Genomic DNA, 26187 nt, shown 5'->3' on the forward strand with positions numbered 1-26187 from the left:
ACAGGGAGGGTGAGGGCGCGGCCCGCCGCCGCGCCCGGGGCGCCGCCGCCGCGGCCCGTCACGGCGCGCCCGGCGGCAGGAACGGCAGTCCCGCCGGGGCGCCTTCCTCGATCAGCCGCAGCAGCGCGCCGGTGTCGGCGTGTTCCTCGATCAGGTCGCCCAGCAGGTCGAGCTGTTCCTCGCGCAGCACCCCGAACGAGGTGTCCGGGGCCGGGACGAAGCGCCGCCCGGCGGCCGCCGCGACCTCGCGCAGGAACGCCCGGCGGAAGCCGTCCGACTCCAGCGAGCCGTGCCAGTGGGTCCCCCACACGGACCCGACCCGGCACCCGTCCAGGAACGGCTCCCCGCCCAGCACCTCGGCCACGCCGTGGTGGATCTCGTACCCCTCGACCGGCTCGCCGAGCGCGGTGCCCACCGGCCGGGCGAGGGTCTTCTCCCGCTCGAAGCGGACGCGTACGGGCAGCAGGCCCAGGCCGTCGACCGCCCCGGCCCGCGATTCGACCTCGTCCTCGATGTGTTCGCCCAGCACCTGGAACCCGCCGCAGATCCCCAGCACCGGCCGGCCGTCGGCGGCCCGCCGGGCCAGCGCGTCGGCGAGGCCGCGCTCGCGCAGCCAGGCCAGCGCCTTCACCGTGCCGCGCGTACCGGGTACGACGACCAGGTCCGCGTCGGCCAGCTCCTCGGCCCGGTCCACGAACCGCACCACGACCCCCGGCTCGGCGGCGAGCGCGTCCACGTCCGTGAAGTTCGACATCAGCGGCACCGCGCACACCGCGACCCGCAGCACGTCCTCACCGACCGGCGGCGCCACCACCGATTCCCGGACCGTGCCGCGCAGGGACACCCGCAGGCCGTCCTCCTCGTCGATGCCGAGGCCGTGCCGGAAGGGCAGTACTCCGTACGTCCCGCGGCCGGTCAGACCGCGCAGCATCTCCATGCCGGGCTCCAGCAGCGACACGTCACCCCGGAACTTGTTCACCAGGTACCCCGCGATCAGCGACTGGTCCTCCGGGGACAGCAACGCCGTGGTCCCGAAGAAGGACGCGAAGACCCCGCCCCGGTCGATGTCCCCCACCACGACCACCGGGAACCGCGCGGCCCGGGCGATCCCCATGTTGACGATGTCGGTCCGGCGCAGGTTGATCTCGGCCGGACTCCCCGCGCCCTCGCAGATCACGGCGTCGTACGTGCCCCGCAACTGCTCCAGGCAGTCCGTGACGACGCCGAGCAGCTGCTCCCGCCGCCCGCCCCGCGGCTCCGCCCCGGGGGCGGAGCCCCCGGCCGTGCCGAAGAACCCGCGGGCGTTCATCTCGCCCACCGGCCTGCCCAGCAGCACCACCTGGCTGCTCTGGTCACTGCCCGGCTTGAGCAGCACCGGGTTCATCAGCGCGGTCGGCTCCACCCGGGCGGCCTGCGCCTGCATCGCCTGGGCGCGGCCGATCTCGGCGCCCTCGCGGGTCACGAAGGAGTTCAGCGACATGTTCTGCGCCTTGAAGGGCGCCACCTTCACGCCGGTGCGGGCCAGCCAGCGGCAAATGCCCGCCGTGACCACGCTCTTGCCCGCGTCGGACGTCGTACCGGCGACCAGCAGTCCGCCGCCGCGCTTCGCGCCGCTCACGGGCGACCTTTCCTCGTACGGGAGAGGGGGGAGAGAGGGGACAGGGGAGAGACAGGCGAGACGGGCGAGGTGCGGAAGGCGCGCGCGGCCAGCGTCCGTGCTGCCACGCAGGCCCCCAGCGCCAGCCAGGTCACGTTCCGCGACAGCCGGACCGCCCGCTCGATGTCGGCGACCTCGACGGGCCGTCCGGCCGCGCCGTTGAGCACGGCCCGGTGCTCGACGCGGCCGCCGTACGCCAGGGTGCCGCCCAGGCGCACGCCGAGCGCCCCCGCGAAGGAGGACTCGACGGGGCCGGCGTTCGGGCTGGGGTGCCGGGAGGCGTCCGCGCGCCAGGCCCGCAGGGCCCCCCGCCGGTCGGGGCCGGCCAGGACGGCGGCGAGCGCGGTCAGCCGGGCGCCCGGCCAGCCCGCCACGTCGTCGAGCCGGGCGGAGGCCCAGCCGTAGCGCAGGTGACGGGGGGACCTGTGGCCGACCATCGCGTCCAGGGTGTTCACGGCGCGGAAGGCCAGCAGCCCGGGGACCCCGGCGACGGCGCCCCACACCAGGGCCCCGACGACCGCGTCGGAGGTGTTCTCGGCGACGGACTCCACGACGGCCCGGGCCATCTGCTGCTCGTCCAGGGCCTGCGGATCGCGTCCGCACAGATGCGGCAGCCGCTCCCGGGCCGCCTCGGCGTCCCCGGCGGCCAGCGAACCGCCGATGGCCCGGGCCTCGCGGCCCAGCGAGGTGCCGCCGACGACGGCCCAGGTGGCGGCGGCGGTCAGGGCGATCCGGGCGGCCGCGGGCCGGGAGCGCACGGCGCGGGCGCCGAGCAGGCCGACGGCGGTCGCGCCCCCGGCGCAGACCAGGGTGTGCTGGGCGCCCCGGGCGCGGTCGTCGCGCCACAGGGCGCGCTCGACGGCGGCGGCGGCCCGTCCGAAGGCGGCCACGGGGTGCCCGCGACGCGGATCCCCGAGGATCCGGTCGCCGATCAGGCCCGCCGCGGCGCCGTACGCGAAGACGCGGTCGGCACGCATGGTGGAAGACATGTCCTCACTCAGGGTCCGCGCCCTGGTTCGACGTGACCGGCGGCGAGAGTTCCTGGCTCCCGGGGCGCACTCGGTGGAGTGCCCCCGGTGACAGTGGCGGGACCGCGCCGGATTCGCACCGGCTTCCTCTCCATGCCGCCGTAATGGCTCGGGCAGTCCACCACGCACCGAGAAGGCCCGTCAACTCGCCGTTGACCTGCGGCGGGGCCGCGGCCGGGGACCCGACGGCGCGCGGCGGACGGCGCGGGGCGTACGGCCGACGCGCGGCGCACGGCCGGTCATGCGAAAGCTCCCCCCGGAGAAACCCGGAGGGAGCCCGCGCGCACCGTGCCCGACGGATCAGGCGACGATCAGGTAGATCCCGTACGCCACGGCCGCCGTGACGAGCGCGAAGCAGGCGTACGCCCCGCTGCGGGCCAGGGTGGCGCTGCCGCCCTGTTCGGTGGCGGCCTCGTGCTTGGACAGGCCCACGAGGCCCAGGGTGAACAGGGCCACGAGGGCGACGGTGGCGGAGAGGCTGACCCCGAAGACGGAGCCGAGTGCTTCCCAGTCGATCTTCATACTGCCGTTCCTCTGCAGATCTCGGTCAGACCGCGGCGGCCGGAGCCGCCGGGGTCGTCGTCGCGGCCGGGATGGTGGCCCGGAGGTCGTCGTCCGCCATGGCCGCGGCCGCGGCGGTGGTCGGCGGGACGGTGACGGCGGCCATGGCCGTGGTCACGACGCCCTGCTCCGGCTCCGCGGCGCCGGCCGGCTCCACCTCGTTGACGTTGTTGTGGTCGACGACCTGGCGGCGCGAGATGACCCAGATGGCGAAGCAGGAGGCGACCAGGAAGACCGTGACGGCGGCGATGCCGATGTCACCGGTCCGCATGACCAGCTCCGCACCGGCGGCGACCAGGGCGGCGGCCGGCAGGGTCAGGCCCCAGGCGATGAACATGCGGGTGGCGGTGGACCAGCGGACCACGCCGCCCTTGCGCCCCAGACCGGAACCCATGACGGCGCCGGAGCACGCGTGGGTGGTGGAGAGGGAGAAGCCGAGGGACGAGGAGGCCAGGATGACGCTCGCCGCGGAGGTCTGGGCGGCGAAGCCCTGCTGCGGCTGGAGGTCGGTCAGGCCCTTGCCCATGGTGCGGATGATGCGCCAGCCGCCCAGGTAGGTGCCCATCGCGATGGCGAGGCCGGCGGACACGATGACCCAGACCGGCGGATTGGCGCCGGCGGGCAGCGCGTTGCCGGCGACGAGCGCCAGCGTGATGATGCCCATCGTCTTCTGCGCGTCGTTGGTTCCGTGCGCGAGGGAGACGAGGCCCGCCGAGGCGATCTGACCGGCGCGGTACCCCTTCGCGGAGGTCTTCTCGCCGACCTTGTGGCCGAGCTTGTAGGTGACCTTCGCCGCCAGCAGCGCGGCCAGGCCGGCCACCAGCGGAGCGGCGATGGCGGGGATGAGCACCTTGGTGAGGACGACGCTGCCGTTGACCGCGCCCATGCCCGCCGAAGCGACCGCGGCGCCGATCAGGCCGCCCATCAGGGCGTGCGAGGAACTCGAGGGCAGGCCGACCAGCCAGGTGACGAGGTTCCAGAGGATGGCTCCGACCAGGGCGGCGAAGATCACCTCTGGCTGGATGCCTTCTTCGTTGACCAGGCCCTTGGAGATCGTCTTGGCGACCTCCACGGACATGAACGCGCCGACGAGGTTGAGTACGGCGGACATGGCCACCGCCGTCTTGGGCTTGAGGGCGCCGGTCGAGATGGTGGTGGCCATCGCGTTGGCCGTGTCGTGAAAACCGTTCGTGAAGTCGAACACGAGAGCGGTGATGATCACGATCCCGAGGAGAAGCGTTATGTGCTCCATTTACCCAGGCTTCTGTTTGACGTCAGTGGCTCGGCGACCGTAGGCAACCTGGATGAACGGAAGATGAACTGACCCGGGCGGAGCGGTGTACTGGTGCGCCACCCGATCGGGCTCTTCATCCCGATTCAGCGCCAGATACATCGATTAATGCACGTCAAAGCCGGGTGAATGCGCGCCTCCGCCAACCCGGCCGCCTGCCGGACGGCCCGCCCCGTCACCTGAAAGAGAGCCAGGTCACTCCGCCCCGGGCTCCGCGAGCGGAATGCCGCGCCCCTCGCGGAGCGAGCGCCTCCGGTGGCCCGCCGGAGTCCGCGCGCCGACACTGGAGCCGTGCGTACCGCCACTGCGACGGCAGCTGCCGTCACCACCACGCTCCTGGGCGCCGGAGCGGCCGCGGTCGCGGCCGGCCGCTACGCCGCCGACGCCGCCCTGCGGCCCGAACCGGGACGCCCCCTGCCCGGCGGCCCCCGGCTCAGCGTCCACTCCACCGCCCCCGGGCGGGTCGAGCTGACCCGGTCCCTCGGCTCCCTGCGCCCCGGCACGTACGGCCTGGACGCCCCCGGCGTGCACGCCGTCGTCGGCCCGGTCCTCCCCGACGCCCCGCACGGCCCCGACACCGTGGTCCGCCGTCTCGTCGCCGTCACCCACGGCAGCCTGGAGCCCGGCACCCGGGTCACCCTCACCCCCCAGGTCCACCTCGGGAACCCGCGCACCGCGCTCGGGCTCGACCACGCCGACGTGGACGTCCCCGGGGAGCTGGGCGCGCTGCCCGCCTGGTTCGTGCCCGCGGCCCGGGACACCTGGGTCATCACCGTGCACGGGCTCGGCAGCGGCCGCGAGCACCCGATGGTGGTCATGCCCTTCCTCCACCGCCACCACCTGCCCGTCCTCGACCTCGCCTACCGGGGCGACCTCGGTGCCCCGTCCCCTCCCGACGGCCTCGGGCACCTCGGCGAATCGGAGTGGCGGGACCTGGACGCCGCCATCCGCTACGCCCTGCGCTACGGCGCCCGCCGCGTGGTGCTGCACGGCTGGTCCACCGGCGCCGCCATGGCCCTGCGGGCCGCCGAGCGCTCGGCGCTCGCCGACCGGATCTCCGGGCTGGTGCTGGACTCGCCCGTCCTCGACTGGCACGCGACGCTGCGCGCGCTGGCGGCCGCGCGCCGCACGCCGGCCGCGGTGCTGCCGCTGGCGGTCCGGGCCGCCGAGAGCCGCGCCGGGCTGAGCGCCGACCGGCTCCCGCCGGGCGCCGACCCCGGCGCGCTGCGCGTCCCGGTCCTGGTCTTCCACGGTCCCGACGACACGCTCGCCTCCTGGGAGCCCTCCCGGCGGCTCGCCGCCGCCCGCCCCGACCTCGTCACCCTGCACACCGTGGCCGGGGCCGGGCACGGGGCGATGTGGAACGCCGACCCGGCCGGGTACGAGGAGGCACTGCGCCGCTTCCTCACTCCGCTCATGTGAGCCCGCGCCTCATGGGGGGTCCCGACAAGGGCTTCCGGTGAGGTCCCGTCATGTGAAGGCCGTGTGGCAGTCGGGGCCCGGCGGGCGGCTTGTCCGGGTCTGTTACCCGGGCGGGAGGCCGTAGGGGCCGGTTCCGTTTGGGCTTTCGGCCCGTCACGGGCGAGACTGCTTCCGTGACGTCCCGAAAGCCTGATGAGCAGTTGGCTCGCGACTCCAGACTCCGACTCGTCTCCCCGCGTTCCGTCGCAGCGGCCCGCAAGGCGGTGACCGACCGGCGGACCAGAACCGCCCCGCGGCCTCCGGCCGGTACGCCCGCCACGGCGGACCTCGCGAACCGGGCCAGGGCCTCGCTCGCCGACGCCGTGCGCCTGACCCGCTGGGCCGAGTACAACCTCGGAGCCGGTGACGGCGGCCGCCCCGCACCCGCGGGCGCGCTGCCGGCCTCCGACGTCGAACGGGCCGCCGGGGAACTGAACCTGACCCACGGCCAGATCCGGGTCGGCTGGGACCGCGCCCGGCTCGCCGGCCTCGTCGAGGTGCACGGCGGCCACGCCCGCCCCGGCTGGCGACTGCGCGCCTGGGACCGCGACGACACCGCCGTACTGCGCGGCTGGGTCGCGCTCTTCGACGCCTGGTCGCTGGTCCACCCGGCCCCCGCCGACATCGCCCCCGCGGCCGTCGCCGAGGTCGTCGAGGCCATGCCCCAGCTCCTCTCCCTCCTCCAGCTGTCGGCCGGCCCGGTGACCGTGCCCGATCTCCTGGACCTGCTGGGGCAGCGCGTCACCGAGCTGCGCGACGAGCGGTGCGAGGTCCCGTACGGCGCGGAATCCGGCACCGCGCCGGCCGACCGGGTCCCCGGACCCGCCCCCGTGCCCGCCGCCGAGAGCCGTCCCTTCCCGCTCGCCCGGCTGCTGCGCTGGGCGCTCGGCGGGCTCGCCGCCGTGGACGCCGTCACCCTCGGCCCCGCCCGGGCCACCCTCACCCCGCTGGGGAGCTGGGCCGTCTGGGTCAAGCTGGAGCAGATCTGCGTCGCCGCGCAGAGCCCCGCCGGGAACATCGAGCAGTCCGCCGCCGCCATGCTGCACGGCTGCGCCCGCCTCACCCCGGGGCCGGCCCGCGCCGAGTACCAGGCCTGGCTCGCCGCCCGCCCCGTCGGCCACGCGGTCAGCGAGCTCCTGCACGCCGCCCGGGGCGAGGACGCGCTGCTGCGCGGCCTCGCCTTCGAAGCGCTGCGGGTCGTCGGAGCCCCCGCGGAACCCGAGGTCCGCGCCGCGGTCCGCGAGGCCGCCCTGCGGCCCTACGCCCTGCTCTGGCTCGCCGAGCACGACGGGGTCGACCCGGACGAGGCCCAGCACGTGCTCACCGCCGAGGAGTCGACCTGGCTCTGGGTCGACACCGCGGCCGCCATCGCCGACCACGGCGAGGCGGAACTGCTGGCCCGCCACCTCGACTCGGCCGTACGGACCACCGTCCCGCGGCTGCTGGACGAGGTCCGGGCGGTCGGACACCCGCGCACCGTGCAGGTCCTGGTGGCGTTGGCGGCGGCCCACCCCGACCCGGCGCTCGCCAAGGCGGTCCGCCGGGCCGCGTTCCAGGTGCACACCGGCGGCGCGTAGTCCCGCCCGCGCGGGGGAGCCGGAGCGCGTGCGCGGCGGACGCCGCCGCGGACGCGCCGCGGGTGTCAGACCTGCGGCGCGTACGTACCGAAGCTCCAGACGTTGCCCTCGACGTCCCGGGCCATGTAGTCCCGCGAGCCGTAGTCCTGGTCGGTGGGCTCCATCAGGATTTCCACGCCGTGCTCGACGGCCCGCCGGTGATGGCCGTCCACGTCGTCCACCACCACGTAGACCCCGGTGGGGCCGGCGCCCTCCATGGCCTGGGCGAAGGCCCCGCCCCGGCCCTTGCTGCCGAGCATCACGGCGCCGCTGCCGTACGACAGCTCGGCGTGCGCCACTGTGCCGTCGCCCCCCTCGTACACGGCGACCTGGTGGAACCCGAACGCCTCCGTCAGCTGCCGGATCGCCGCCTTGGCGTCGCGGTACAGCAGGGTCGGACAGATCGACGGAACGCCTGCCATGACGATCACTCCCTCTCACTGGTGCACGTCACCGGCCGTGAAGGTGACCCACGCCACAGCATGGCAGGCGCCGCCGACAGTCAGCGGAAGGTGTTGCACTGGGCCATGTCCCCGGTCCGGTAGCCCTGGTAGAACCACTGCTGGCGCTGCTCGGCCGACCCGTGCGTCCAGGACTCGGGGGTCACCCGGCCCTGGAACTTCTCCTGGATCCGGTCGTCGCCGACCGCGGCCGCCGCGTCCAGCCCGTCCTTGATGTCCTGGTCCGTCAGGCTCGTGATCAGCGGGCGGCCCGTGGACTCGTCCGGGGTCTTCGTCGCGTTGTGCGCCCACACCCCCGCGTAGCAGTCCGCCTGGAGCTCCACCTTCACCGCGTTGCTGTTCACGCCCTGCTGCCCGTCCTGGGCCCGCTGGAGCGTGCCGGTCAGGTTCTGGATGTGGTGCCCGTACTCGTGGGCGACGACGTACGCCTGGGCGAAGGGGCCGCCGCTCGCGCCGAACTTCGTCCGCAGCTCGTTGAAGAAGCCCAGGTCCAGGTAGACCTTGCGGTCCGCGGGGCAGTAGAAGGGGCCGACCGCGGAGGTGGCCGACCCGCAGGCGGTGGCCACGCGGCCGGTGAAGAAGACCGTCTGCGCCGGGCTGTACTGCCCGCCGCGCCGGGTGAACTCCTGCTTCCAGAAGTCCTGCGTGCTGTTGACCACCGCGACCAGCCGGCAGTCCTCCCGCGCGTTCGCGTCCTGTCCCGTCCGGCAGGCCTGCTGCACCTGGTTGACGGAGGACGCCGCCGGGTCCGGCTCCTCGTTCCCCGAGGACAGCCCCAGCTGCTCGGGGCCCACGCCGAACAGCAGCCCCATGATCAGCGCGATGATGCCGACGATGCCTCCGCCGACCGTGGCCCGTCCGCCGGGGATGCGGCTGCCGCGCACATCGCTGACCTCGGAGGTGTCCAGATTGGCGTTGTCGTCGAACTGCATCCCGCACCGCCCTCGCATCCACGTGCCGTGCCGCCCTTGCGGCGAGTGTCAACCTGTTCATCCTGATACGCGCACCGGTCGGCCGGTGCGTTCCCTGGGCCGAACGGGGGACGCGGCGGACCGGGCGCCCGTCGTCCGCATGCCCGGAAAGTAGTTGCGGACCCCCGGTAGAATGGTCCTCATGGCAAATCTCCTCGCGGATTAGCGGCGTCGAAGCATCGCGTCCTGCCCCCCTTCCGCCGTCCACACCGCCCTGGAGTATTTCCGTGATCACCGCCACCGGCGTCGAGCTGCGCGCCGGCGCCCGCGTCCTCATCGAGTCCGCCTCGTTCCGCATCGCCAAGGGCGACCGCATCGGCCTCGTCGGCCGCAACGGAGCCGGCAAGACCACCCTCACCAAGTGCCTCGCCGGTGAGGGCCAGCCGGCCGCGGGCTCCATCGCCCGCTCGGGCGAGGTCGGCTACCTCCCGCAGGACCCGCGCACCGGCGACCTCGACACCCTGGCCCGCGACCGCATCCTGTCGGCCCGCGGCCTCGACGTCCTCATCACGAAGATGCGGATGAACGAGGAGCGGATCGCCACCGGCTCCGGCGGCACCCGCGACAAGGCGATGCGCCAGTACGAGCGCCAGGAGACCGAGTTCCTGACCAAGGGCGGGTACGCCGCCGAGTCGGAGGCCGCGACCATCTCGGCCGCCCTCGGCCTGCCCGACCGGGTCCTCGGCCAGCCGCTGCACACCCTCTCGGGCGGCCAGCGCCGCCGGGTCGAGCTCGCGCGGATCCTCTTCTCGGACGCCGACACGCTGCTCCTCGACGAGCCCACCAACCACCTCGACGCCGACTCGATCGTCTGGCTCCGGGACTACCTGAAGAACTACCGCGGCGGCTTCATCGTGATCTCCCACGACGTCGACCTGGTCGAGACCGTCGTGAACAAGGTCTTCTACCTGGACGCCAACCGCTCCCAGATCGACGTCTACAACATGGGCTGGAAGCTCTACCAGCAGCAGCGCGAGGCCGACGAGAAGCGCCGCAAGCGCGAGCGCCAGAACGCCGAGAAGAAGGCCGCGGCCCTGAACTCGCAGGCCGACAAGATGCGCGCCAAGGCGACCAAGACCGTCGCCGCCCAGAACATGGCCAAGCGCGCCGACCGGCTGCTCGCGGGCCTGGACGCCGTCCGCGTCTCCGACAAGGTCGCCAAGCTGCGCTTCCCCGACCCGGCGCCCTGCGGCAAGACCCCGCTGACCGCCGAGGGCCTCTCGAAGTCGTACGGCTCGCTGGAGATCTTCACCGACGTCGACCTGGCCATCGACAAGGGCTCCCGCGTCGTCATCCTCGGCCTCAACGGCGCCGGCAAGACCACCCTGCTGCGCCTGCTGTCGGGCACCGAGAAGCCCGACACCGGACAGGTCACCCCGGGCCACGGCCTCAAGCTCGGCTACTACGCCCAGGAGCACGAGACCCTGGACCCGGAGCGCACGGTCCTGGAGAACATGCGCTCCTCCGCCCCCGACCTGGACCTGGTCGCCGTGCGCAAGACGCTCGGCTCCTTCCTGTTCTCCGGCGACGACGTGGACAAGCCCGCGGGCGTGCTCTCGGGCGGCGAGAAGACCCGGCTGGCCCTGGCCACGCTGGTCGTCTCCTCGGCGAACGTGCTGCTCCTCGACGAGCCCACGAACAACCTCGACCCGGCCAGCCGCGAGGAGATCCTCGGCGCTCTGCGCACCTACAAGGGCGCCGTCATCCTCGTCACGCACGACGAGGGCGCCGTCGAGGCGCTGGAGCCCGAGCGGATCATCCTGCTCCCCGACGGCGTCGAGGACCTCTGGGGGCCCGACTACCGGGACCTCGTCTCCCTCGCCTGATCCGGCGCCCGACCGGGGTTCCGCTTCTGATCCAATCCCTTATGGATCATTCGGCTCAGCGGTGATCCATCATCTGAGTGAGGCGGTCTCGTACCGTCGCGCGTCGTTCGACGGCCCCGGCCGCACGCCCCACCGGGTGCGGCCGGGGCCTTCCGCTTATCCGCGGTGCGCCCCTGACCTGCCGGTTTCCGCCGGGGGCTGCGGAGTGTGACGGAGGTCATGCGTCGGAAGAGAAGATTCCGTTCTGCTCGCGCGTCCACCCCTCGGGAAATGCCGTCGTACCGACCTTGCGGAATGGGTGGCCAGGAAGCGTGGGAGGGGTGATCATGAGAAGTCCAGAGCGCACTTCCCACGAGGAGGCACGGGTGGCCGAGACTCTGAAGAAGGGCAGCCGGGTAACCGGTGCCGCGCGCGACAAGCTCGCGGCAGACCTGAAGAAGAAGTACGACTCCGGGGCGAGTATCCGGGCGCTGGCCGAAGAGACCGGCCGGTCCTACGGATTCGTTCACCGGATGCTCAGTGAGTCCGGGGTCTCGCTGCGTGGTCGCGGTGGCGCGACACGTGGCAAGAAGGCCGCCACGGCCTGATTCCCCGGTCCCATCGGTTCCGACGATCCACCGATCCACCGTTCCACCGCTTCACTGAACCAGCGGTTCCTTCGGTGACCCCCGGTCGGCCTTTCGGTCGGCTGGGTGGTTACTGTGCAGTCACTTAGGCCGGTTGGCGGCCGACTGCACACCGGAGGCATACAGATGGCTCTGCTCGACAAGGACGGCGTACGACTCACCGTCGACGACACGGTCGCCACGGTGACACTGACCAATCCGGCCAAGCGAAACGCCCAGTCCCCCGCGCTCTGGCGGGCGTTGGCCGAGGCCGGAAGGTCGTTGCCGGGCACCGTCCGGGTCGTCGTGCTGCGCGGCGAGGGACAGTCCTTCTCCGCCGGGCTCGACCGGCAGGCGTTCACCCCCGAGGGTTTCGAGGGCGAGCCGTCCTTCCTCGACCTGGCACGCGGTTCGGACGAACTGCTCGACTCCACCATCGCCGAGTACCAGGAGGCGTTCACCTGGTGGCGGCGCAATGACGTCATCTCCATCGCCGCGGTGCAGGGGCACGCGATCGGCGCCGGCTTCCAGCTCGCGCTCGCGTGCGATCTGCGCGTGGTCGCGGACGACGTGCAGTTCGCCATGCGCGAGACCAGCCTGGGCCTGGTCCCCGACCTGACCGGGACCCAGCCCCTCACCTCCCTCGTCGGCTACGCCCGCGCGCTGGAGATCTGCGCCACGGGCCGCTTCGTGCACGCCGAGGAGGCCGAGCGGGTCGGTCTGGCCAACCTCGTCGTCCCGGCGGACGAACTCGACGCCGCCGTCCAGGACCTCACGACCGCGCTGCTGGCCCCGCCGCGCGACGCCGTGACCGAGACCAAGGCCCTGCTCCGCGGCGCCCCCTCCCGCCCGTACGACGAGCAGCGCGCCGCCGAGCGCGCCGCCCAGGCCCGCCGCCTGCGCGACCTGGCGGGCCTCTCCGACTGACCCGGCCGGCTTCCTTCGTACCGGCCGCCCCGCCCCGCCCCGTCCCCCGTCCGGGGCGGGGCGGGGCGGCGGCATGTCCGGGCCGGTGCGGGGCAGGTGCCGGAGGTACCGGTTGCGTCCGACCGGCGTAGTTCCCGGTGCGTCGCGGGTGGTACCGGCCTACCGTGGTCAGGAGTCCAAGCTTCCACTTCTAAGGACAAGCGATGACTGAATCCGCATCAGGGGGAGCCCACAGGGACCCCGCCGACCGGGGCCGTACGACCGTCGCCGACGGGGTGGTCGAGAAGATCGCCGGACTGGCCGCGCGCGAAGTGGTCGGGGTCCACGCCATGGGCAGCGGCACCGGCCTCTCCCGTACGTTCGGCGCCGTGCGCGACCGGGTGCCCGGAGGGGCCAAGGCCGGCGTGAGCCGCGGGGTCAAGGCGGAGGTCGGTGAGGTCCAGACCGCCCTCGACCTGGAGATCGTCGTCGAATACGGCGTGTCGATCCGCGAGGTGGCCCGGGCGGTCCGTGAGAACGTCATCTCGGCGGTCGAGCGGATGACCGGCCTGGAGGTGGTCGAGGTCAACATCGCGGTCAGCGACGTCAAACTGCCCGACGAGGAAGACGAGGAGCCGGAGTCCCGGCTCCACTAGGCGCTGCCCCCTCCACCACTTCGCTCCGCCGAGAGGAGCCCGCATGAGCATGGCGGTCGTCGGCCTGTTGGCCGGCATGGCACTGGGGTTCGCCGGGTATTTCGGCGGCTTCGGGGCCTTCCTGCTGGTGGCCGCCCTCGGCGCCATCGGCTTCGTCCTGGGCCGGTTCCTCGACGGGGACCTCGATCCGGGCGACCTGTTCCGCCCCCGTGACCGCGGGCGGGTCCGCGGTCGTGACGACCGGGACAGGTGAGGCCCCCGATGAGCACGCCCAAGACCACCGCGCCGCAGGTGGACCCCGGGGACCGGGGAGCCACCCGCATCGCCGACCGGGTCGTCGCGAAGATCGCCGCCCAGGCCGCCCGGGAGGCGCTCGCGGCGCGCCCGGGCGGGCCCGCGGCCGGTCCGCGCTCCGGGGCCGCGGCCCCGCACGCCACCGTCACGGTGCACCACGACATCGCACGGGTCCGCATCAGCCTGGAGCTCGACTACCCCTCCGACCTCGCGGCCCAGTGCGCGGCCGTACGCAGCCAGGTCGCCCGGCGGGTCGAGGAGTGCGCGGCGATGTCCGTACCCGAGGTGGACATCGACGTCGAGCACCTGCACTCCACGCACACCCGGCTCCCCGCCGGGCGGGACCGGCGGCTGCGGTGACGGCCCCGCCGCCCGGCGCCGCCGCTCCCCCCGGCGCCGCCGCTCCCTCCGCGCGGATGCGATCCGCGCGGCGCGTCCCGGCGGCCCTCTGCGCCCTCGCGGTGCTGGGCGCGGCGGGCCTGCTCCTGTACGACCTGATCGCGGTACGGGCCCACCGCCCCGGGATGAGCTGGCGCCGTGACCTCGCCCACCAGCTGGAACGGCAGACCCCGGCCGATCCGGGCGTGATCCTCGGCGGCGCCGTGCTGGCCGTGGTCGGGCTGCTGCTCCTGCTGCTGGCCCTCGCCCCCGGACTCCGGTCGATCCTGCCGATGGGCACCCCGGACCCGGACCGGGCCACGGGCGTACGGGCCGCGCTCGGCCGCAAGGACGCGGCCCAGGTGCTGCGGGACCGTGCCATGGAGGTGTCCGGGGTGCGGTCGGCCCGGGTGAAGGTGGGGCGCTCCCGCATCAAGGTCCGGGCGACCTCGCACTTCCGGGAGCTGGACGACGTACGGGCCGACCTGGACGCGGTGCTCGCCGTCGGGGTCGGAGAACTGGGTCTCGCGCACCCGCCGCGGACGCGCGTACGAGTGGGGAGGTGAGCGCGGGGTGCTCGGGGTGGTGAACCGGATCGTGCTGGCGGTGCTCGGGCTGGTCCTGACGGCCGCCGGAGCCGCGGTGCTGACGGGAGCGTGGCCGTTCGGCGGGCGCGAGGCGCCGCTGCTGAGCGCTGCCACCCGGCAGCGGTACGGGCACGGTGAGGGCTGGTACTGGTGGGCGGTGGCCGCCGGTCTCGGGCTGTGCGTGGTGCTGGCGCTGTGGTGGCTGCTGGCCCAGCTGCGGCGTTCGCGCCTGCGGGCCGTGGCCGTCGACACCGGGGACGGGGCCTTCGCCGTGCTGCGGGGCCGGGCGCTGGAGGAGGCGGTGGCCGCGGAGGCCGGCGCCCTCGACGGCGTCGCCGGCTGCCGGGTCGCGCTGCGCGGCCGGCGCGGATCGCCCGCCCTGCGGGTCGCGCTGGAGCTGGAGCCGCACGCCGTGCCCGCCGACGCCCTGGCGGCGCTAGCGGGCCCGGTACTGACGCACGCCCGTACCTCGGCGGGACTCCCGGCCCTGCCGGCGGAGGCCCGTCTGAAGGTGACGTCCCACCGGGCCCGTCGCGTGACGTGAGCCGGGCCCGGCGGGTGCCGGACCGGGCCCGGTGGGTGGGGTACCGGGCCCGGCGGGTGGGGTACCGGCCGGTCAGAAGCCGTGCCGGGAGCCCCCGTCGACCGGGAGCATGACCCCCGTCAGGTAGGACGCCGCGGGGGACAGCAGGAACGCCGCCGTGCGGCCGAACTCCTCCGGGGCGCCGTAGCGCCGCAGCGGGATGCGGGACTCGTTCCCCGCCCGCGCGGCCGCCGCGTCGCCGGACAGCGCGTCGAGTTCGCGCACCCGGTCGGTGTCGATGCGCGCCGGGAGCAGGCCCACGACGCGGATGCCGCGCGGACCGAGCTCGACGGAGAGGGACTTCGCGAAGCCCGCGAGGCCCGGGCGCAGGCCGTTGGAGATGGTGAGCCCCGGGATCGGCTCGTGGACCGAGCCCGACAGGACGAAACCGATGACCCCGCCCTCGCCCAGCTCGGCGGCGGCCGTCCGCGCGAGGCGGACCGCGCCCAGGAAGACCGACTCGAAGGCCGCCGACCACTGCGCGTCGGTGTTGTCCGCCGCGGTGCCCGGGGCCGGGCCGCCGACGCTGATCAGGATGCCGTCGAAGCGGCCGAAGCGCTCGCGGGCGGTGGCGACGAGCCGTCCGGCCGCGGCCGGGTCGGAGTTGTCGGCGGCGACGCCGGCCGCGTTCGGGCCGAGCGAGGCGGCGGCGTCGGCCGCCCGCTTCTCGTCGCGGCCGGTCAGCAGTACCTTCGCGCCGTCGGCGGCCAGTTCACGGGCGGAGGCGTAGCCGAGGCCGCGCGTGGCTCCGGTGACGACGTAGACACGGTCCTTCAGTCCAAGATCCATGCCGACACGCTACGCCGTCACGGGCTCCCGCTCGGCGGATCGGGCGGCCTGCTCGTCGAGGTCGCGCCGCTCGCGCCGTACGAGGATGACCCAGCCCACCGGGACCGCGGCGGTGAACAGCCACCACTGGACGGCGTACGCCATGTGGGGGCCGATGGAGTCGTGATCGGGGTCCCCGATCATCCGGGGACTGCCGTCCGCGGGGGCCGGACCGGTGAGTTCCATGTAGCCGCCGAGGACCGGCCGGCCCAGGTACTGCGCCTGCCGGGAGCTGTTGATCAGCATCACCTGACGGTCCGGAAGTCCCTTGCGGTCCTTGATGCCGCTGCTGCCGCTCGTCTCGTCGGCCTTCAGGCGGCCGGTGAGCGTCACCTCGCCCGCGGGCGCGGCGGGCACCGGCGGGAAGGCCCGGGGGTCGTCGCCGCCCGGCACCCAGCCCCGGTTGACCAGGACGGCCCGGCCGTCGGCGAGCACCAGCGGGGTCAGGACGTGGAAGCCGACCTTGTCGTCCCCGTCGGTCCGCATCCGTACGACGACCTCATGCGCGGTGTCGTACGTGCCCGTCGCGCTGACGGCGCGCCAGAAGTCCGCGCGGGGGACCCGGTGGCCGGGAGAGGTGACCTCGGTCACGGGGACCGGCTCGTCCCGCAGGTTCGCCTCGATGAGCCGGTTCTGCGCGACCCGGTGCTCATGGCGGTGGAACTGCCAGAAACCCAGCTTGATCGTCGCGGGGATGAAGGCCAGGGCGACGAGGGTCAGACACACCCACTGCCGGGTCAGCACAAAGCGGTACACGCCCACGACGGTACCCCCAGCCGGAGGGACCCCGGTGGCCGGGTGGCCGTCCGGGGTCCGGGCGCGGGGGCCGCGCGGCGCCGGCGGGGCGGACGCCGCCGGCCGGGGAGAGGAGTCAGACGCGGTCGACGACACCCACCTTCCCCTCCGCGCGGGCGCAGTGCGCCCCGCAGAACCACTGGCCCTCGACCTCGACGCCCTGCCCGATGATCTGGACCCGGCAGTGCTCGCAGATGGGCGCCATGCGGTGAATGGCGCAGGAGAAGCAGTCGAAGACGTGCACGGCGCCCTGCGCGTGCACTTCGAACGACATGCCGTAATCGTTTCCGCAGACCTCACAACGTGCCATGCGCCGAATGCTGCGCACGGCAGCGGAACGGAACAAGATCCACCGGGGTGAGTCGCCGCGCCGGCACCCGGCCGGAGCAACGCGCGGCCCGGTCCCCGGCCGTGTCCCGCCGGTCCCCGGCGCGGCCCTCAGTCCTGCGCGGCGGCCACGTCGCGCAGCAGTTGCGTGAAGCCCGCCTCGTCGACGACGGGGGTGCCCAAGGACCGCGCCTTGAGGGTCTTCGACGTCGCCGAGTCGGGGTCGTTCGTCACCAGCAGACTGGTGAGCCGCGACACGCTCGTCGCCACATGCAGTCCCGCCTCGACGGCGCGGTCCTCCAACAGCTCGCGGTCCACCGAGGTGTCGCCGGAGAAGGCGACGCGCATGCCCTGCTTCAGCGGCTTGCCGTCCTCGAAGCGGCCCGGGTTCGGGTGCGGGCACGCCGGCCGCCTGCGCGAGGGGCGCCAGCTGCTGCTTCCGTACGCGGCCTGGTGGCCCACCCGCGGCGTGACGGGGGAGTCCGACCACTCCGTCAGCGGCCGGCACTCCAGCAGGGGCAGCCGTACGCCGTCCCGGGCGGCCGCGTGCAGCGAGGGACGGAAGGCTTCCGCGAGCACCCGGGCGTCGTCGAGCGCGTGGTGGGCGCGCTGCTGGACCACGCCGAAGTGCGCGGCCAGCGACTCCAGCTTGTGGTTGGGCAGCGGGAGGCCCAGCTCCTTCGACAGGGCGATGGTGCACAGCCGCTGACGGACCGGCGCGGTCGCGGCGGCCCGCGCGTACTCCCGGGCGATCATCTGCCAGTCGAAGATGGCGTTGTGCGCGACCAGGACGCGGTCCGCCAGCCGCCCCGCGAACTCCTCGGCGATGTCCCCGAAGAGCGGGGCGTCCTGGAGCAGGTCGCTGGTCAGGCCGTGGATCCACACGGGGCCGGGATCCCGCTGCGGGTTGACGAGGGTGTACCAGTGGTCCTCGACATTGCCCTGCGCGTCGAGCCGGTAGACGGCGGCGGAAACTATCCGGTCGTCGCGAGCGAGCCCGGTGGTCTCCACGTCGACGACCGCGTACCCCTGTGGGTACGCGGTCGGCCACATCGTGTCTGCGGTCGTACGGTCGTCGAGCATGGTCACAGAGGATATCGGGCCCGACGGACAGCCGTGTCCGCGGCGGGTGCGCGCGGTCGCCGCGCGCCGCTCGGCCCGGTCCGGCGACGCGGTCCGGCGGCCGGGAGGCGGCCGGCAGGCGGCCGAGTCCGCGGCCGTCAACGGGCGCAGGCGGCAGGCGGGATGCGCGGCGCCTCACCGGGGCGTCGCGGCGGCCTCCGGAAGCAGGGCCGTGACCAAGGACTTCACCGAGATCAGGAAGATCCGCTCCGGATCGGCCGGGCGGGCCAGCGCGCGGGCGAGGGCGGGATCGCGGGGGGCGGCGGCCGGGTCCCAGAGGTCGCTCTCGGCAGGGGACTGGGCGGGGGAGCGCTCGCGGTTGCGCTCGACGAGGAGGAAGCCGATGACCTGGAACTGGATCACGCGCACCGCGTCGGCCGCCCGCGCGCCGCGCAGTCCGGCCGCGTGCACCTCGTGGACGAGGGCCTGCTGCGCGGGCAGGAACATCCGCTCGGTGAGACCGCGTTCGTGGACCATCGCGATCAGGTGCGGCCGCTCCCGCAGTTCGCGGCGCAGGATCCGCGCCACCGACAGGATGCGGGCGCCGGGCGTGCGCCCGGCCGGGCGGATCGCGCCCATCTCCTCCACGGTCCGCTCCACGAGGGCGTCGAGCAGCGACTCGCGGTTGCCGACGTGCCAGTAGATGGAGGTCACCGCGGTGCCCAGCTCGGCGGCGAGTTTGCGCATGGTGAGGGCGGCCGGGCCGTGCCGTTTGACCAGCAGAACGGCGGCGTCCAGCACCTCCGCCCGGGTCAGTGTGCTTCTGGCCATCCCCGGTTCGCCTATCTGTTGATCCGTCAGTTCTGTTGCGTGCAAGGGTATTTACCCTTCATCGGTGGCGGTGTAACTGTGTTACAGAACCGACCGAAGGGTGGTGCGAGAGATGGCACGCGTACGGTACGGAGCGCGGACCGAGGCCGAGATCGCGGCGTCGCGCGAGAAGAGCTCCAAGCTCCCCGACATCTGGTCCACGGGTGTGGTGGCCGTCTGGGAGAGCGACCCGGACGTGGTGGCGGCGGTCCTGCCGCCGCCGCTCAAGCCGGCCGACCGGCCCCTGGTACGGGCCAACATCAGCAAGGTCGACCTTCCCGGCTACCCGCTCGGCGCCGGCTCGGTGGCCGTCGCCGCCCGGCACGGCGGCGTCGAGGGCTGGTACCCGCTGGTCATGCCGATGACCCACGAGCGCGCCCTGATCGGCGGACGCGAGGTCTTCGGCGAGCCGAAGAAGCTGGGCGAGGTCACGGTGGAACGCGACGGGCTCGTCGTACGGGCCTCGCTCGCCCGGCACGGGATCGCGTTCGTGGAGGTCCGCGGGGCGGTGGACCGGGTGCTGCCGCTGCCCGGGCCGGCCCGCAAGACCGACTTCTACTTCAAGTTCTCCCCGGCCGTCGACGGCGCGGGCTTCGACGCCGACCCGGTCCTCGTCCACTGCACGCGCGACGAGAAGGTCCGCAAGCTGGAGCACATCACGGGGGACGTGGTGCTCCGGGAGTCGATGTTCGACCCCGTCGCCGACCTCCCCGTCCTGCGGATCGTGGAGATCACCATCGGCGAGAAGACCACCGACCAGCGGGGCCGGGTCGTCGAACGGGTCAGCGCCCAGGCCCTGCTCCCCTACATCCACCAGCGCTACGACGACCCCCTGCAGATCCTCGACGGCCCGCCCGAGGGGAGCGTCTGACATGCGGCTCGAACCCGGACAGGTGGCCGTCGTCACCGGCGCCGCGAGCGGCATCGGCCTCGCGATGGCCCGCCGCTTCGCCGCCGAGGGACTCAAGGTCGTCCTCGCCGACGTCGAGGAGGGCGCGCTGCGCAAGGCGGCCGGCGAACTCGCCGAGGACGGGGCCGTGGTACTGGCCGAGGCCGTCGACGTCAGCGACCGCGACAGCGTGCTCTCCCTCGCGGACGCGGCGTACGACGCCTTCGGCGCCGTGCACGTGCTCTGCAACAACGCCGGCGTCGGCTCCGGCGCCGAGGGCCGGATGTGGGAGCACGAGCCCAACGACTGGAAGTGGGCCTTCTCCGTCAACGTGTGGGGCGTCTTCCACGGCATCCAGTCCTTCGTCCCCCGCATGATCGCGGCCGGCGCCCCCGGCCACGTCGTCAACACCTCCTCCGGCGACGGCGGCATCGCCCCGCTGCCCACCGCCTCCGTGTACGCCGTCACCAAGGCGGCCGTGGTCACCATGACCGAGTCGCTGTACGCCCACCTCAGGGCGGAGGGCGCGGACATCGGCGCCTCCGTCCTCTTCCCCGGACCGCACATGCTGCGCACCGGGCTGTGGGAGTCCCACCGCAACCGGCCCGACCGGTACGCGAAGGAACGCCCGCGCAAGTCCCCGTACCGCAGCCTGGACCAGTACGAGGCCGCCATGAGACAGGCCGGGCACGCGGTGGAGTTCACCCCCGTCGAGGAGGTCGCCGGGCACGTCGTCGACGGCATCCGCGCCGACCGCTTCTGGATGCTCCCGGCGAGCGAGCACAGCGACCGGCAGATCCGTGCCCGGTCGCGGTCGATGCTCGACCGCGCCAATCCCGCCTACCTGGAACGCTTCATCCTCGACTGAGGGGCCCGCCGTGCCTGACGAGACGCCTGTGCGAGACAACGCCGAAGACCCCTACCTGATCATCTCCTCCGACTGCCACGCGGGCCTGCCGACCGAGCGGTACCGCCCCTACCTGGACTCCCGCTTCCACCGACAGTTCGACGAGTTCCTCGGCCAGCGCGACGCCCGCCGCGCCGAGGCCACCCGCCTCGGCGTGCGCAACGAGGCTTTCGCGGAGAAGTGGTTCCACGACCACGAGGAGGGCCTCAAGGGCGGCTGGGACACCGGACAGCGGCTGAAGGAACTCGACGGAGACGGCGTGGCGGCCGAGGTCGTCTTCCCCGACGCGGACGCCGTCGACAGCCAGACCGCGGCCCCCTTCGGGGTGGGCCTCGGCCTCTCCGGCGACCAGGACCCCGAACTCGGCATGGCGGGCGCGCAGGCGCACAACCGGTGGCTGGCCGAGTTCGTCGGCGCCGGGGCCGGCGAGAACGCGGCGCGCCACTGCGGCGTCGCCCTGCTGCCCATCACGGGCGATCCGGACACGGTCGTCGCGGAGATCCACCGGGCCAAGGAGTCCGGGCTGGGCGCGCTGATGATCCCCGCCATGTGGGTCGACAAGGCGCCCTACCACGACCGCCGTTACGACCCCGTGTGGGCGGCGGCGGCCGAGACGCGGATGCCGGTCGTCACCCACTCGGGCTCCTCCCCGCGCCACGAGTACGGCGACCACCTGGGCATCTTCGTCTCCGAGGTCACCTGGTGGCCCGCCCGGCCGCTGTGGTTCCTGCTCTGGTCGGGCGTCTTCGAGCGGCACCCGGGGCTGAAGTTCGGCGTCGCCGAGTCGGGCTGCTGGTGGCTGCCGAACCAGCTGTGGTTCATGGACCGCCTCTACCTCGGCGCCCACGGCGGCAAGAAGCTCTCGCCGTTCGAGGAACTCAAGCGCCCGCCCAGCGAGTACCTGGACCGCCAGGTGTTCATCTGCGCGACCAACACCAAGCGCCGGGAACTGGCCCAGCGCTACGAGATCGGCGTGGACAACATCCTGTGGGGCTCGGACTTCCCGCACCCCGAGGGGACCTGGCCGAACACCCGGGCGTGGCTGCGGAACACCTTCCACGACATCCCGGTCGCCGAGACCCGGCGGATGCTCGGCCTGGCGGCCGCGGAGGTGTTCGGCTTCGACACCGACGCGCTCGCCCCGACCGCCCGTCGGATCGGCCCGCGCCCGGCCGACCTGGGCCAGCCGGCCGACCAGGGCGCGGTGGAGGATTCCTGGTCCCGCTCCCGGGAGGTGGGCCGGCACTGGCTGACCGGGCACGACTTCCCGGTGCTGGGGGTGAACCCGTGAGCGGAGCGGACCGGTACACCGTCATCTCGGCGGACTGCCACGCGGGCGCCGACCTGCTGGACTACAGGCCGTACCTGGAGAAGCGCCACCACGAGGCGTTCGACGCCTGGGCGGCCGCGTACACCAACCCGTACGAGGACCTCCTCGCGGACACGGCGGACCGCAACTGGAACTCCCGGCGCCGGCTGGCCGAGATGGAGGCCGACGGGATCGTGGCGGAGGTGCTCTTCCCCAACACCATCCCGCCGTTCTTCCCCAGCGCCTCGCTGATGGCCCAGCCCCCGACGGCCGCGGAGTTCACCCTGCGCTGGGCCGGGCTCCAGGCCCACAACCGGTGGCTGGCGGACTTCTGCGCGGACGCCCCGGGCCGCCGGGCGGGCGTGGCGCAGATCCTGCTGAACGACGTCGACGCGGCGGTGCGGGAGATCCGCCGTACGAAGGAGGCCGGCCTGACGGGCGGCGTCCTGCTTCCGGGCGCCCCGCCCGGCAGCGGGGTCCCGGAGCTCTACTCGGCCGCGTACGACCCGATCTGGGCGGTCTGCGACGAGCTGGACGTCCCGGTCAACCACCACGGCGGTTCGGCGTCCCCGCCGCTCGGCGACGAACCGGCCGCGCGGGCCGTCTTCATGGTGGAGACGACCTGGTTCTCGCACCGGGCCCTGTGGCACCTCATCTTCGGCGGCGCGTTCCGCCGCCACCCGGGCCTCAGACTGGTCCTGACGGAGCAGGGCTCCGGCTGGATCCCGGGCGTGATGCAGATGCTGGACTACTACCACGGCCGCCTGGTCGCGGCCTCGGCCACGGCCGAGTCCAAGTTCGGCGCGGGCCTCGCCGACGCGATGGGCAAGGGGCCGAGCGAGGTGTGGCGGGACAACTGCTTCGTGGGCGCGAGCTTCATGCGCCCCCACGAGGTCCCGCTGCGGGACCGGATCGGCCTCGACAAGATCATGTGGGGCAGCGACTACCCCCACGACGAGGGCACCGCCCCGTTCTCCCGCGAGGGCCTGCGCATCGCGTACGCCGGCCTCCCGCGCGAGGAGGTCGCGGCGATGGTCGGCGGCAACGCGGCCCGCGTCTACGGCTTCGACCTCGCCCTCCTGGACGCGGTGGCCGCCGAGCACGGCCCGCTGGTCTCGGAGATCGCCGAGCCGCTGACCGAGATCCCTCCGCGGGCCACCAGCCCGGCCTTCGCCCCCGGCGGCTCGGTCCGCGTCTGGTGACGCCGGGGGCGTCCCGCCGGAGCGGCCGCGCGGCCCGTCGTCGGGTACGTCGCGCGCCGCTCCGGCGGGCCGGACCGGGGCCGCGGGCGGCGTCGGGGACCGGTGCTCCCGCGCCTTCGGGTGAACCGCCGGTAACATCGATGAATACCGATCGGTAACAACCCCTAGCGGCACCCCGGAGAGCGCCTCTATGGTGCGGGCATGCCGAACCTGCCCGATGTCGTGCTGTGGTCCATACCAGCCTTCGTGCTGCTCACCGTGGTGGAGCTGGTGAGCTACCGGATCCATCCCGACGAGGACGCCGCCGGGTACGAGACCAAGGACGCCGTCACCAGCCTCGGCATGGGGATCGGCAGTCTCGTCTTCGACTTCCTCTGGAAGATCCCGATCGCCCTGATCTACGCGGCGGTCTACGAGCTGACCCCCCTGCGCGTCCCCGTGCTGTGGTGGACCGTCCTGCTGATGCTGCTCGCGCAGGACTTCCTCTACTACTGGCAGCACCGCGGCCACCACGTGATCCGCGTCCTGTGGGCCTGCCACGTCGTGCACCACAGCAGCCGCAAGTTCAACCTCACCACCGCCCTGCGCCAGCCGTGGACCAGTTGGACGTCCTGGCCGTTCTACCTGCCGATGATCGCCCTCGGCGTGCACCCGGGCGCCGTGGCCTTCTGCTACTCGGTCAATCTCGTCTACCAGTTCGGGATCCACACCGAGCGGATCGGCAAGCTGCCGCGGCCGATCGAGTACGTCTTCAACACCCCCTCCCACCACCGGGTCCACCACGCCTCCCAGGGCGGATACCTGGACCGGAACTTCGGCGGGATCCTGATCGTCTGGGACCGGATGTTCGGCTCGTGGGTGGGTGAGGGGGACAAGCCGGTCTTCGGCCTCACCAAGAACATCAGCACCTACAACCCGCTGCGCGTGGCCACCCACGAGTACGCCTCCATCGCCCGGGACGTCCGCGCCGCCGACACCTGGCGCGAGCGCGCCGGCCGCGTCTTCGGCGGCCCGGGCTGGCAGCCGGCCGCGGCAGCCTCCGGCGCCCCGGTCCCGCCCCGGACCGGCGGCCCGGCCCCGGCCCAAGCCCCGGCTGTGGCACAAGCCCCGGCCCCGGCCGGGAGCCCGGTCGCGTTCCCCGTCCAGGCGGCCGACGCCGCCGACGCCCCCCAGCCCGTACGGGAGACCACCGCGTGAGCACCGCCGAGTCGCCCGGCCGCCCCGCCCCCTCCCGGGCCGACGGCCGGGCACCCGCCGGGCGGGAACGCCTGGGCCGGGCCGCCCTCGCCGGGTTCGCCCTGGCCACCGCCGCCGACCTCGGCTCCCTCCTCGCCGGCTGGGAGCCCGGGCACCTGATCTTCAAGCCGCTGCTGATGCCGCTGCTCGTCGCGTACGCGCTCACCCGCGGCGCGCCCCGGCTGCTGGTCGCGGCCCTGCTGTTCGGGTGGGGCGGGGACCTGGCCCTGCTCTTCGACGCCGAACCCGCCTTCCTCGTCGGCATGGGCTCCTTCGCCGTCGGGCACGTCTGCTACCTCGTGCTCTTCGGCAAGCGCCCCGCGAACCCGCTGCTCGCGGGCGGGTACGCGCTCGCCCTCCTCGGGACCGTCGGCCTGATGTGGACCGACCTCCCCGCCGACCTGCGCGTCCCCGTCGCCGGCTACAGCCTGCTGCTCACCGCCATGGCGCTGCGCTCCAGTGCCCTCGGACTGCGGGCCGGCCTCGGCGGCGCGCTGTTCCTGCTCTCCGACACGCTCATCGCCACCGGGGTCGCCGAGTGGCCGCAGCCGCCCCGCCCGGACTTCTGGATCATGGCCACCTACCTGGCCGCCCAGTACCTGCTGGCCACGGGCGTCCTGGCCGCGGGGCAGGCGTACCGTAGGGAAGTCATACAAGACTGAACCCCTGAGCCGGAGGACTGCACCACCATGCGCGCCACCGTCATCCACGCCCCGCACGACATCCGCGTGGAGGAGGTGCCCGACGCCGCGATCCAGCGTCCCGAGGACGCCGTCGTCCGCGTCCTGCGCTCCTGCATCTGCGGCAGCGACCTCTGGGCCTACCGGGGCGAGGCCGCGCGCCAGCCCGGCCAGCGCATCGGCCACGAGTTCCTCGGCATCGTGGAGGAGACCGGGTCCGCCGTGTCCGGCCTGCGCGCGGGCGATCTCGTCGTCGCGCCCTTCATGTGGTCCGACGGCACCTGCGACTTCTGCTCCGAGGGCCTCTACACCTCCTGTGAACACGGCGGTTTCTGGGGCTCGGTCGGCCACGACGGCGGCCAGGGCGAAGCCGTCCGCGTACCGCACGCCGACGGCACCCTGGTGAAGCTGCCCGCCGCGGCCGCCTCCGACGACCACCTGCTGACCGGGCTGCTCGCGCTCTCCGACGTCCTGGGCACCGGCCACCACGCCGCCCTGGGCGCCGGCGTGCGCCCGGGCTCCACCGTCGCCGTCGTCGGCGACGGCGCGGTCGGCCTGTGCGGGGTCCTCGCCGCCAGGCGCCTGGGCGCCGAGCGGATCATCGCGCTGGGCCGCCACACCGCCCGTACGGACATAGCCAAGCTCTTCGGGGCCACCGACGTCGTCGCCGAGCGCGGCGAGGCCGCGGAGGCCGCCGTACGCGAACTCACCCGCGGCCGGGGCGCCCACGCGGTCATCGAGGCGGTCGGCACCGAGCAGTCCATGCGCACCGCCGTGAACATCACCCGCGACGGCGGGGCGGTCGGCTACGTCGGCGTCCCGCACGGCAGCGGCACCGGGCTCGACCTCGGCGTCATGTTCGACCGCAACATCACCCTGCGCGGCGGCGTCGCCCCCGTCCGCGCGTACATCCCCGAGCTGCTGGAGGACGTCCTCAGCGGCGCGGTCGACCCGGCGCCGGTCTTCGACCGGACGGTGGCCCTGGACGGGGTCCCGGACGGCTACCGGGCGATGGACGACCGCACCGCGCTGAAGGTCCTGATCAGGGCCTGACGCCGCAGCGCGCGACGGCGGGCGCGCGAGCACGCCGGGCGTGCCGGAGGGCCGGGCGGGGGCCCACAGGGTCCCCCCTGCAGTACCATCGGCGCTGAAAGGCTTAGCTTCCGGGTTCGAAATGTAACCGGGCGTTTCCCTAACGCTA

General features: G+C 73.8%; 28 protein-coding genes, 1 rRNA gene and 1 riboswitch. Of the genes, 17 read left to right on the plus strand and 12 right to left on the minus strand.

The features are described 5' to 3' along the window. Positions 1 to 58: 58 nt before the first annotated feature. The 4 genes from ABT106_RS16215 to ABT106_RS16230 all read right to left on the minus strand — a co-directional run bounded on the left by ABT106_RS16215 (position 59) and on the right by ABT106_RS16230 (position 4498). On the minus strand, positions 59 to 1618 hold the full coding sequence (locus ABT106_RS16215) for a cobyric acid synthase (RefSeq protein ID WP_351277326.1): 1560 nt from the start codon (positions 1616 to 1618) through the stop codon (positions 59 to 61). Then, positions 1615 to 2634, minus strand: a complete 1020-nt coding sequence (locus ABT106_RS16220) for a cobalamin biosynthesis protein (protein WP_351277386.1) — start codon at positions 2632 to 2634, stop codon at positions 1615 to 1617. Before ABT106_RS16220 ends, ABT106_RS16215 begins: the two co-directional genes overlap by 4 nt. A gap of 37 nt (positions 2635 to 2671) precedes the next feature. Further along, positions 2672 to 2822: riboswitch (cobalamin riboswitch) on the minus strand. A 163-nt stretch (positions 2823 to 2985) separates the two neighbouring features. Beyond that, the gene (locus ABT106_RS16225) at positions 2986 to 3207 is read right to left on the minus strand and encodes a hypothetical protein (protein ID WP_267722397.1); all 222 of its coding nucleotides are present in this window, start codon (positions 3205 to 3207) and stop codon (positions 2986 to 2988) included. Positions 3208 to 3232: 25 nt separating this feature from the next. Beyond that, positions 3233 to 4498, minus strand: a complete 1266-nt coding sequence (locus ABT106_RS16230; RefSeq protein WP_351277329.1) for an inorganic phosphate transporter — start codon at positions 4496 to 4498, stop codon at positions 3233 to 3235. Positions 4499 to 4828: 330 nt separating this feature from the next. Here ABT106_RS16230 and ABT106_RS16235 point away from each other — a divergent pair, with 330 nt between their 5' ends. Together ABT106_RS16235 and ABT106_RS16240 are read left to right on the plus strand one after the other, a co-directional pair. Beyond that, positions 4829 to 5959 carry an alpha/beta hydrolase family protein gene (locus tag ABT106_RS16235; RefSeq protein ID WP_351277332.1) on the plus strand — a complete coding sequence of 377 codons (1131 nt, stop codon included), beginning with the start codon at positions 4829 to 4831 and terminating at the stop codon, positions 5957 to 5959. 173 nt (positions 5960 to 6132) lie between these two features. Beyond that, positions 6133 to 7575, plus strand: coding sequence for a hypothetical protein (locus tag ABT106_RS16240; protein ID WP_502979390.1), 1443 nt, complete (start codon positions 6133 to 6135; stop codon positions 7573 to 7575). A gap of 65 nt (positions 7576 to 7640) precedes the next feature. Here the strand turns inward: ABT106_RS16240 and ABT106_RS16245 are convergent, their stop codons facing one another. Both ABT106_RS16245 and ypfJ read right to left on the minus strand, forming a co-directional pair. Continuing rightward, entirely contained in the window at positions 7641 to 8036 is a 396-nt protein-coding gene (locus ABT106_RS16245) for a VOC family protein (protein ID WP_351277335.1), read from the minus strand. A gap of 80 nt (positions 8037 to 8116) precedes the next feature. Beyond that, complete coding sequence (gene ypfJ / locus ABT106_RS16250) at positions 8117 to 9007, minus strand: KPN_02809 family neutral zinc metallopeptidase (protein WP_351277338.1); 891 nt, start codon at positions 9005 to 9007, stop codon at positions 8117 to 8119. A 266-nt stretch (positions 9008 to 9273) separates the two neighbouring features. On the opposite strand from ypfJ, the gene ABT106_RS16255 reads away from it, so the two are divergent. The 8 genes from ABT106_RS16255 (at position 9274) to amaP (ending at position 14842) form a co-directional block, all read left to right on the plus strand. Next, a complete protein-coding gene (locus ABT106_RS16255) occupies positions 9274 to 10872 on the plus strand; it encodes an ABC-F family ATP-binding cassette domain-containing protein (protein WP_351277340.1) in 1599 nt (532 codons plus the stop codon). Positions 10873 to 11237: 365 nt separating this feature from the next. After that, on the plus strand, positions 11238 to 11459 hold the full coding sequence (locus tag ABT106_RS16260) for a helix-turn-helix domain-containing protein (protein ID WP_030010789.1): 222 nt from the start codon (positions 11238 to 11240) through the stop codon (positions 11457 to 11459). 165 nt (positions 11460 to 11624) lie between these two features. Then, positions 11625 to 12404: an enoyl-CoA hydratase/isomerase family protein gene (locus ABT106_RS16265; protein WP_351277342.1), complete on the plus strand. Its 780-nt coding sequence runs from the start codon at positions 11625 to 11627 to the stop codon at positions 12402 to 12404. Positions 12405 to 12607: 203 nt separating this feature from the next. Continuing rightward, positions 12608 to 13039, plus strand: a complete 432-nt coding sequence (locus tag ABT106_RS16270) for an Asp23/Gls24 family envelope stress response protein (protein ID WP_351277344.1) — start codon at positions 12608 to 12610, stop codon at positions 13037 to 13039. A gap of 43 nt (positions 13040 to 13082) precedes the next feature. Next, positions 13083 to 13292 carry a hypothetical protein gene (locus ABT106_RS16275; protein WP_267722427.1) on the plus strand — a complete coding sequence of 70 codons (210 nt, stop codon included), beginning with the start codon at positions 13083 to 13085 and terminating at the stop codon, positions 13290 to 13292. 8 nt (positions 13293 to 13300) lie between these two features. Continuing rightward, the gene (locus ABT106_RS16280) at positions 13301 to 13693 is read left to right on the plus strand and encodes an Asp23/Gls24 family envelope stress response protein (protein ID WP_351277346.1); all 393 of its coding nucleotides are present in this window, start codon (positions 13301 to 13303) and stop codon (positions 13691 to 13693) included. A 56-nt stretch (positions 13694 to 13749) separates the two neighbouring features. Continuing rightward, on the plus strand, positions 13750 to 14277 hold the full coding sequence (locus tag ABT106_RS16285) for a DUF6286 domain-containing protein (protein WP_502979391.1): 528 nt from the start codon (positions 13750 to 13752) through the stop codon (positions 14275 to 14277). 7 nt (positions 14278 to 14284) lie between these two features. After that, positions 14285 to 14842, plus strand: coding sequence for an alkaline shock response membrane anchor protein AmaP (gene amaP, locus ABT106_RS16290; protein WP_351277352.1), 558 nt, complete (start codon positions 14285 to 14287; stop codon positions 14840 to 14842). A gap of 72 nt (positions 14843 to 14914) precedes the next feature. On the opposite strand, the gene ABT106_RS16295 is transcribed toward amaP, so the two are convergent. The 5 genes from ABT106_RS16295 to ABT106_RS16315 all read right to left on the minus strand — a co-directional run bounded on the left by ABT106_RS16295 (position 14915) and on the right by ABT106_RS16315 (position 18724). Beyond that, a complete protein-coding gene (locus ABT106_RS16295) occupies positions 14915 to 15670 on the minus strand; it encodes an SDR family oxidoreductase (RefSeq protein WP_351277354.1) in 756 nt (251 codons plus the stop codon). A gap of 9 nt (positions 15671 to 15679) precedes the next feature. Continuing rightward, positions 15680 to 16465: an SURF1 family cytochrome oxidase biogenesis protein gene (locus ABT106_RS16300; protein WP_351277357.1), complete on the minus strand. Its 786-nt coding sequence runs from the start codon at positions 16463 to 16465 to the stop codon at positions 15680 to 15682. Positions 16466 to 16580: 115 nt separating this feature from the next. Further along, complete coding sequence (locus ABT106_RS16305; RefSeq protein ID WP_267722439.1) at positions 16581 to 16814, minus strand: metallothionein; 234 nt, start codon at positions 16812 to 16814, stop codon at positions 16581 to 16583. Positions 16815 to 16942: 128 nt separating this feature from the next. After that, positions 16943 to 17920 carry a DEDDh family exonuclease gene (locus ABT106_RS16310; protein ID WP_351277360.1) on the minus strand — a complete coding sequence of 326 codons (978 nt, stop codon included), beginning with the start codon at positions 17918 to 17920 and terminating at the stop codon, positions 16943 to 16945. Between the two features lie 168 nt (positions 17921 to 18088). Beyond that, positions 18089 to 18724 (minus strand): TetR/AcrR family transcriptional regulator, encoded by a 636-nt coding sequence (locus tag ABT106_RS16315; protein ID WP_351277363.1) that lies wholly within the window; start codon positions 18722 to 18724, stop codon positions 18089 to 18091. A gap of 112 nt (positions 18725 to 18836) precedes the next feature. Between ABT106_RS16315 and ABT106_RS16320 the strand changes: the two genes are divergently transcribed. The 7 genes from ABT106_RS16320 to ABT106_RS16350 all read left to right on the plus strand — a co-directional run bounded on the left by ABT106_RS16320 (position 18837) and on the right by ABT106_RS16350 (position 26039). Next, positions 18837 to 19634, plus strand: coding sequence for an acetoacetate decarboxylase family protein (locus tag ABT106_RS16320; RefSeq protein ID WP_351277366.1), 798 nt, complete (start codon positions 18837 to 18839; stop codon positions 19632 to 19634). Position 19635: 1 nt separating this feature from the next. Further along, the gene (locus ABT106_RS16325; RefSeq protein WP_351277369.1) at positions 19636 to 20520 is read left to right on the plus strand and encodes an SDR family NAD(P)-dependent oxidoreductase; all 885 of its coding nucleotides are present in this window, start codon (positions 19636 to 19638) and stop codon (positions 20518 to 20520) included. Between the two features lie 28 nt (positions 20521 to 20548). Then, positions 20549 to 21850, plus strand: a complete 1302-nt coding sequence (locus ABT106_RS16330) for an amidohydrolase family protein (RefSeq protein WP_351277372.1) — start codon at positions 20549 to 20551, stop codon at positions 21848 to 21850. After that, on the plus strand, positions 21847 to 23070 hold the full coding sequence (locus ABT106_RS16335) for an amidohydrolase family protein (RefSeq protein WP_351277374.1): 1224 nt from the start codon (positions 21847 to 21849) through the stop codon (positions 23068 to 23070). The genes ABT106_RS16330 and ABT106_RS16335 overlap by 4 nt, the downstream gene beginning before the upstream one ends. A 201-nt stretch (positions 23071 to 23271) precedes the next feature. Continuing rightward, positions 23272 to 24267 (plus strand): sterol desaturase family protein, encoded by a 996-nt coding sequence (locus ABT106_RS16340; protein WP_351277376.1) that lies wholly within the window; start codon positions 23272 to 23274, stop codon positions 24265 to 24267. Next, positions 24264 to 24968 carry a lysoplasmalogenase gene (locus ABT106_RS16345; protein ID WP_502979392.1) on the plus strand — a complete coding sequence of 235 codons (705 nt, stop codon included), beginning with the start codon at positions 24264 to 24266 and terminating at the stop codon, positions 24966 to 24968. The genes ABT106_RS16340 and ABT106_RS16345 overlap by 4 nt, the downstream gene beginning before the upstream one ends. A 27-nt stretch (positions 24969 to 24995) precedes the next feature. Further along, the gene (locus ABT106_RS16350) at positions 24996 to 26039 is read left to right on the plus strand and encodes a zinc-dependent alcohol dehydrogenase family protein (protein ID WP_351277379.1); all 1044 of its coding nucleotides are present in this window, start codon (positions 24996 to 24998) and stop codon (positions 26037 to 26039) included. 50 nt (positions 26040 to 26089) lie between these two features. Here the strand turns inward: ABT106_RS16350 and rrf are convergent. Next, positions 26090 to 26187 (minus strand): 5S ribosomal RNA (gene rrf / locus ABT106_RS16355); the annotation flags it as partial.

The organism is Streptomyces sp. NPDC002044 (genome assembly GCF_040296725.1).
Classification (GTDB): domain Bacteria; phylum Actinomycetota; class Actinomycetes; order Streptomycetales; family Streptomycetaceae; genus Streptomyces; species Streptomyces antarcticus.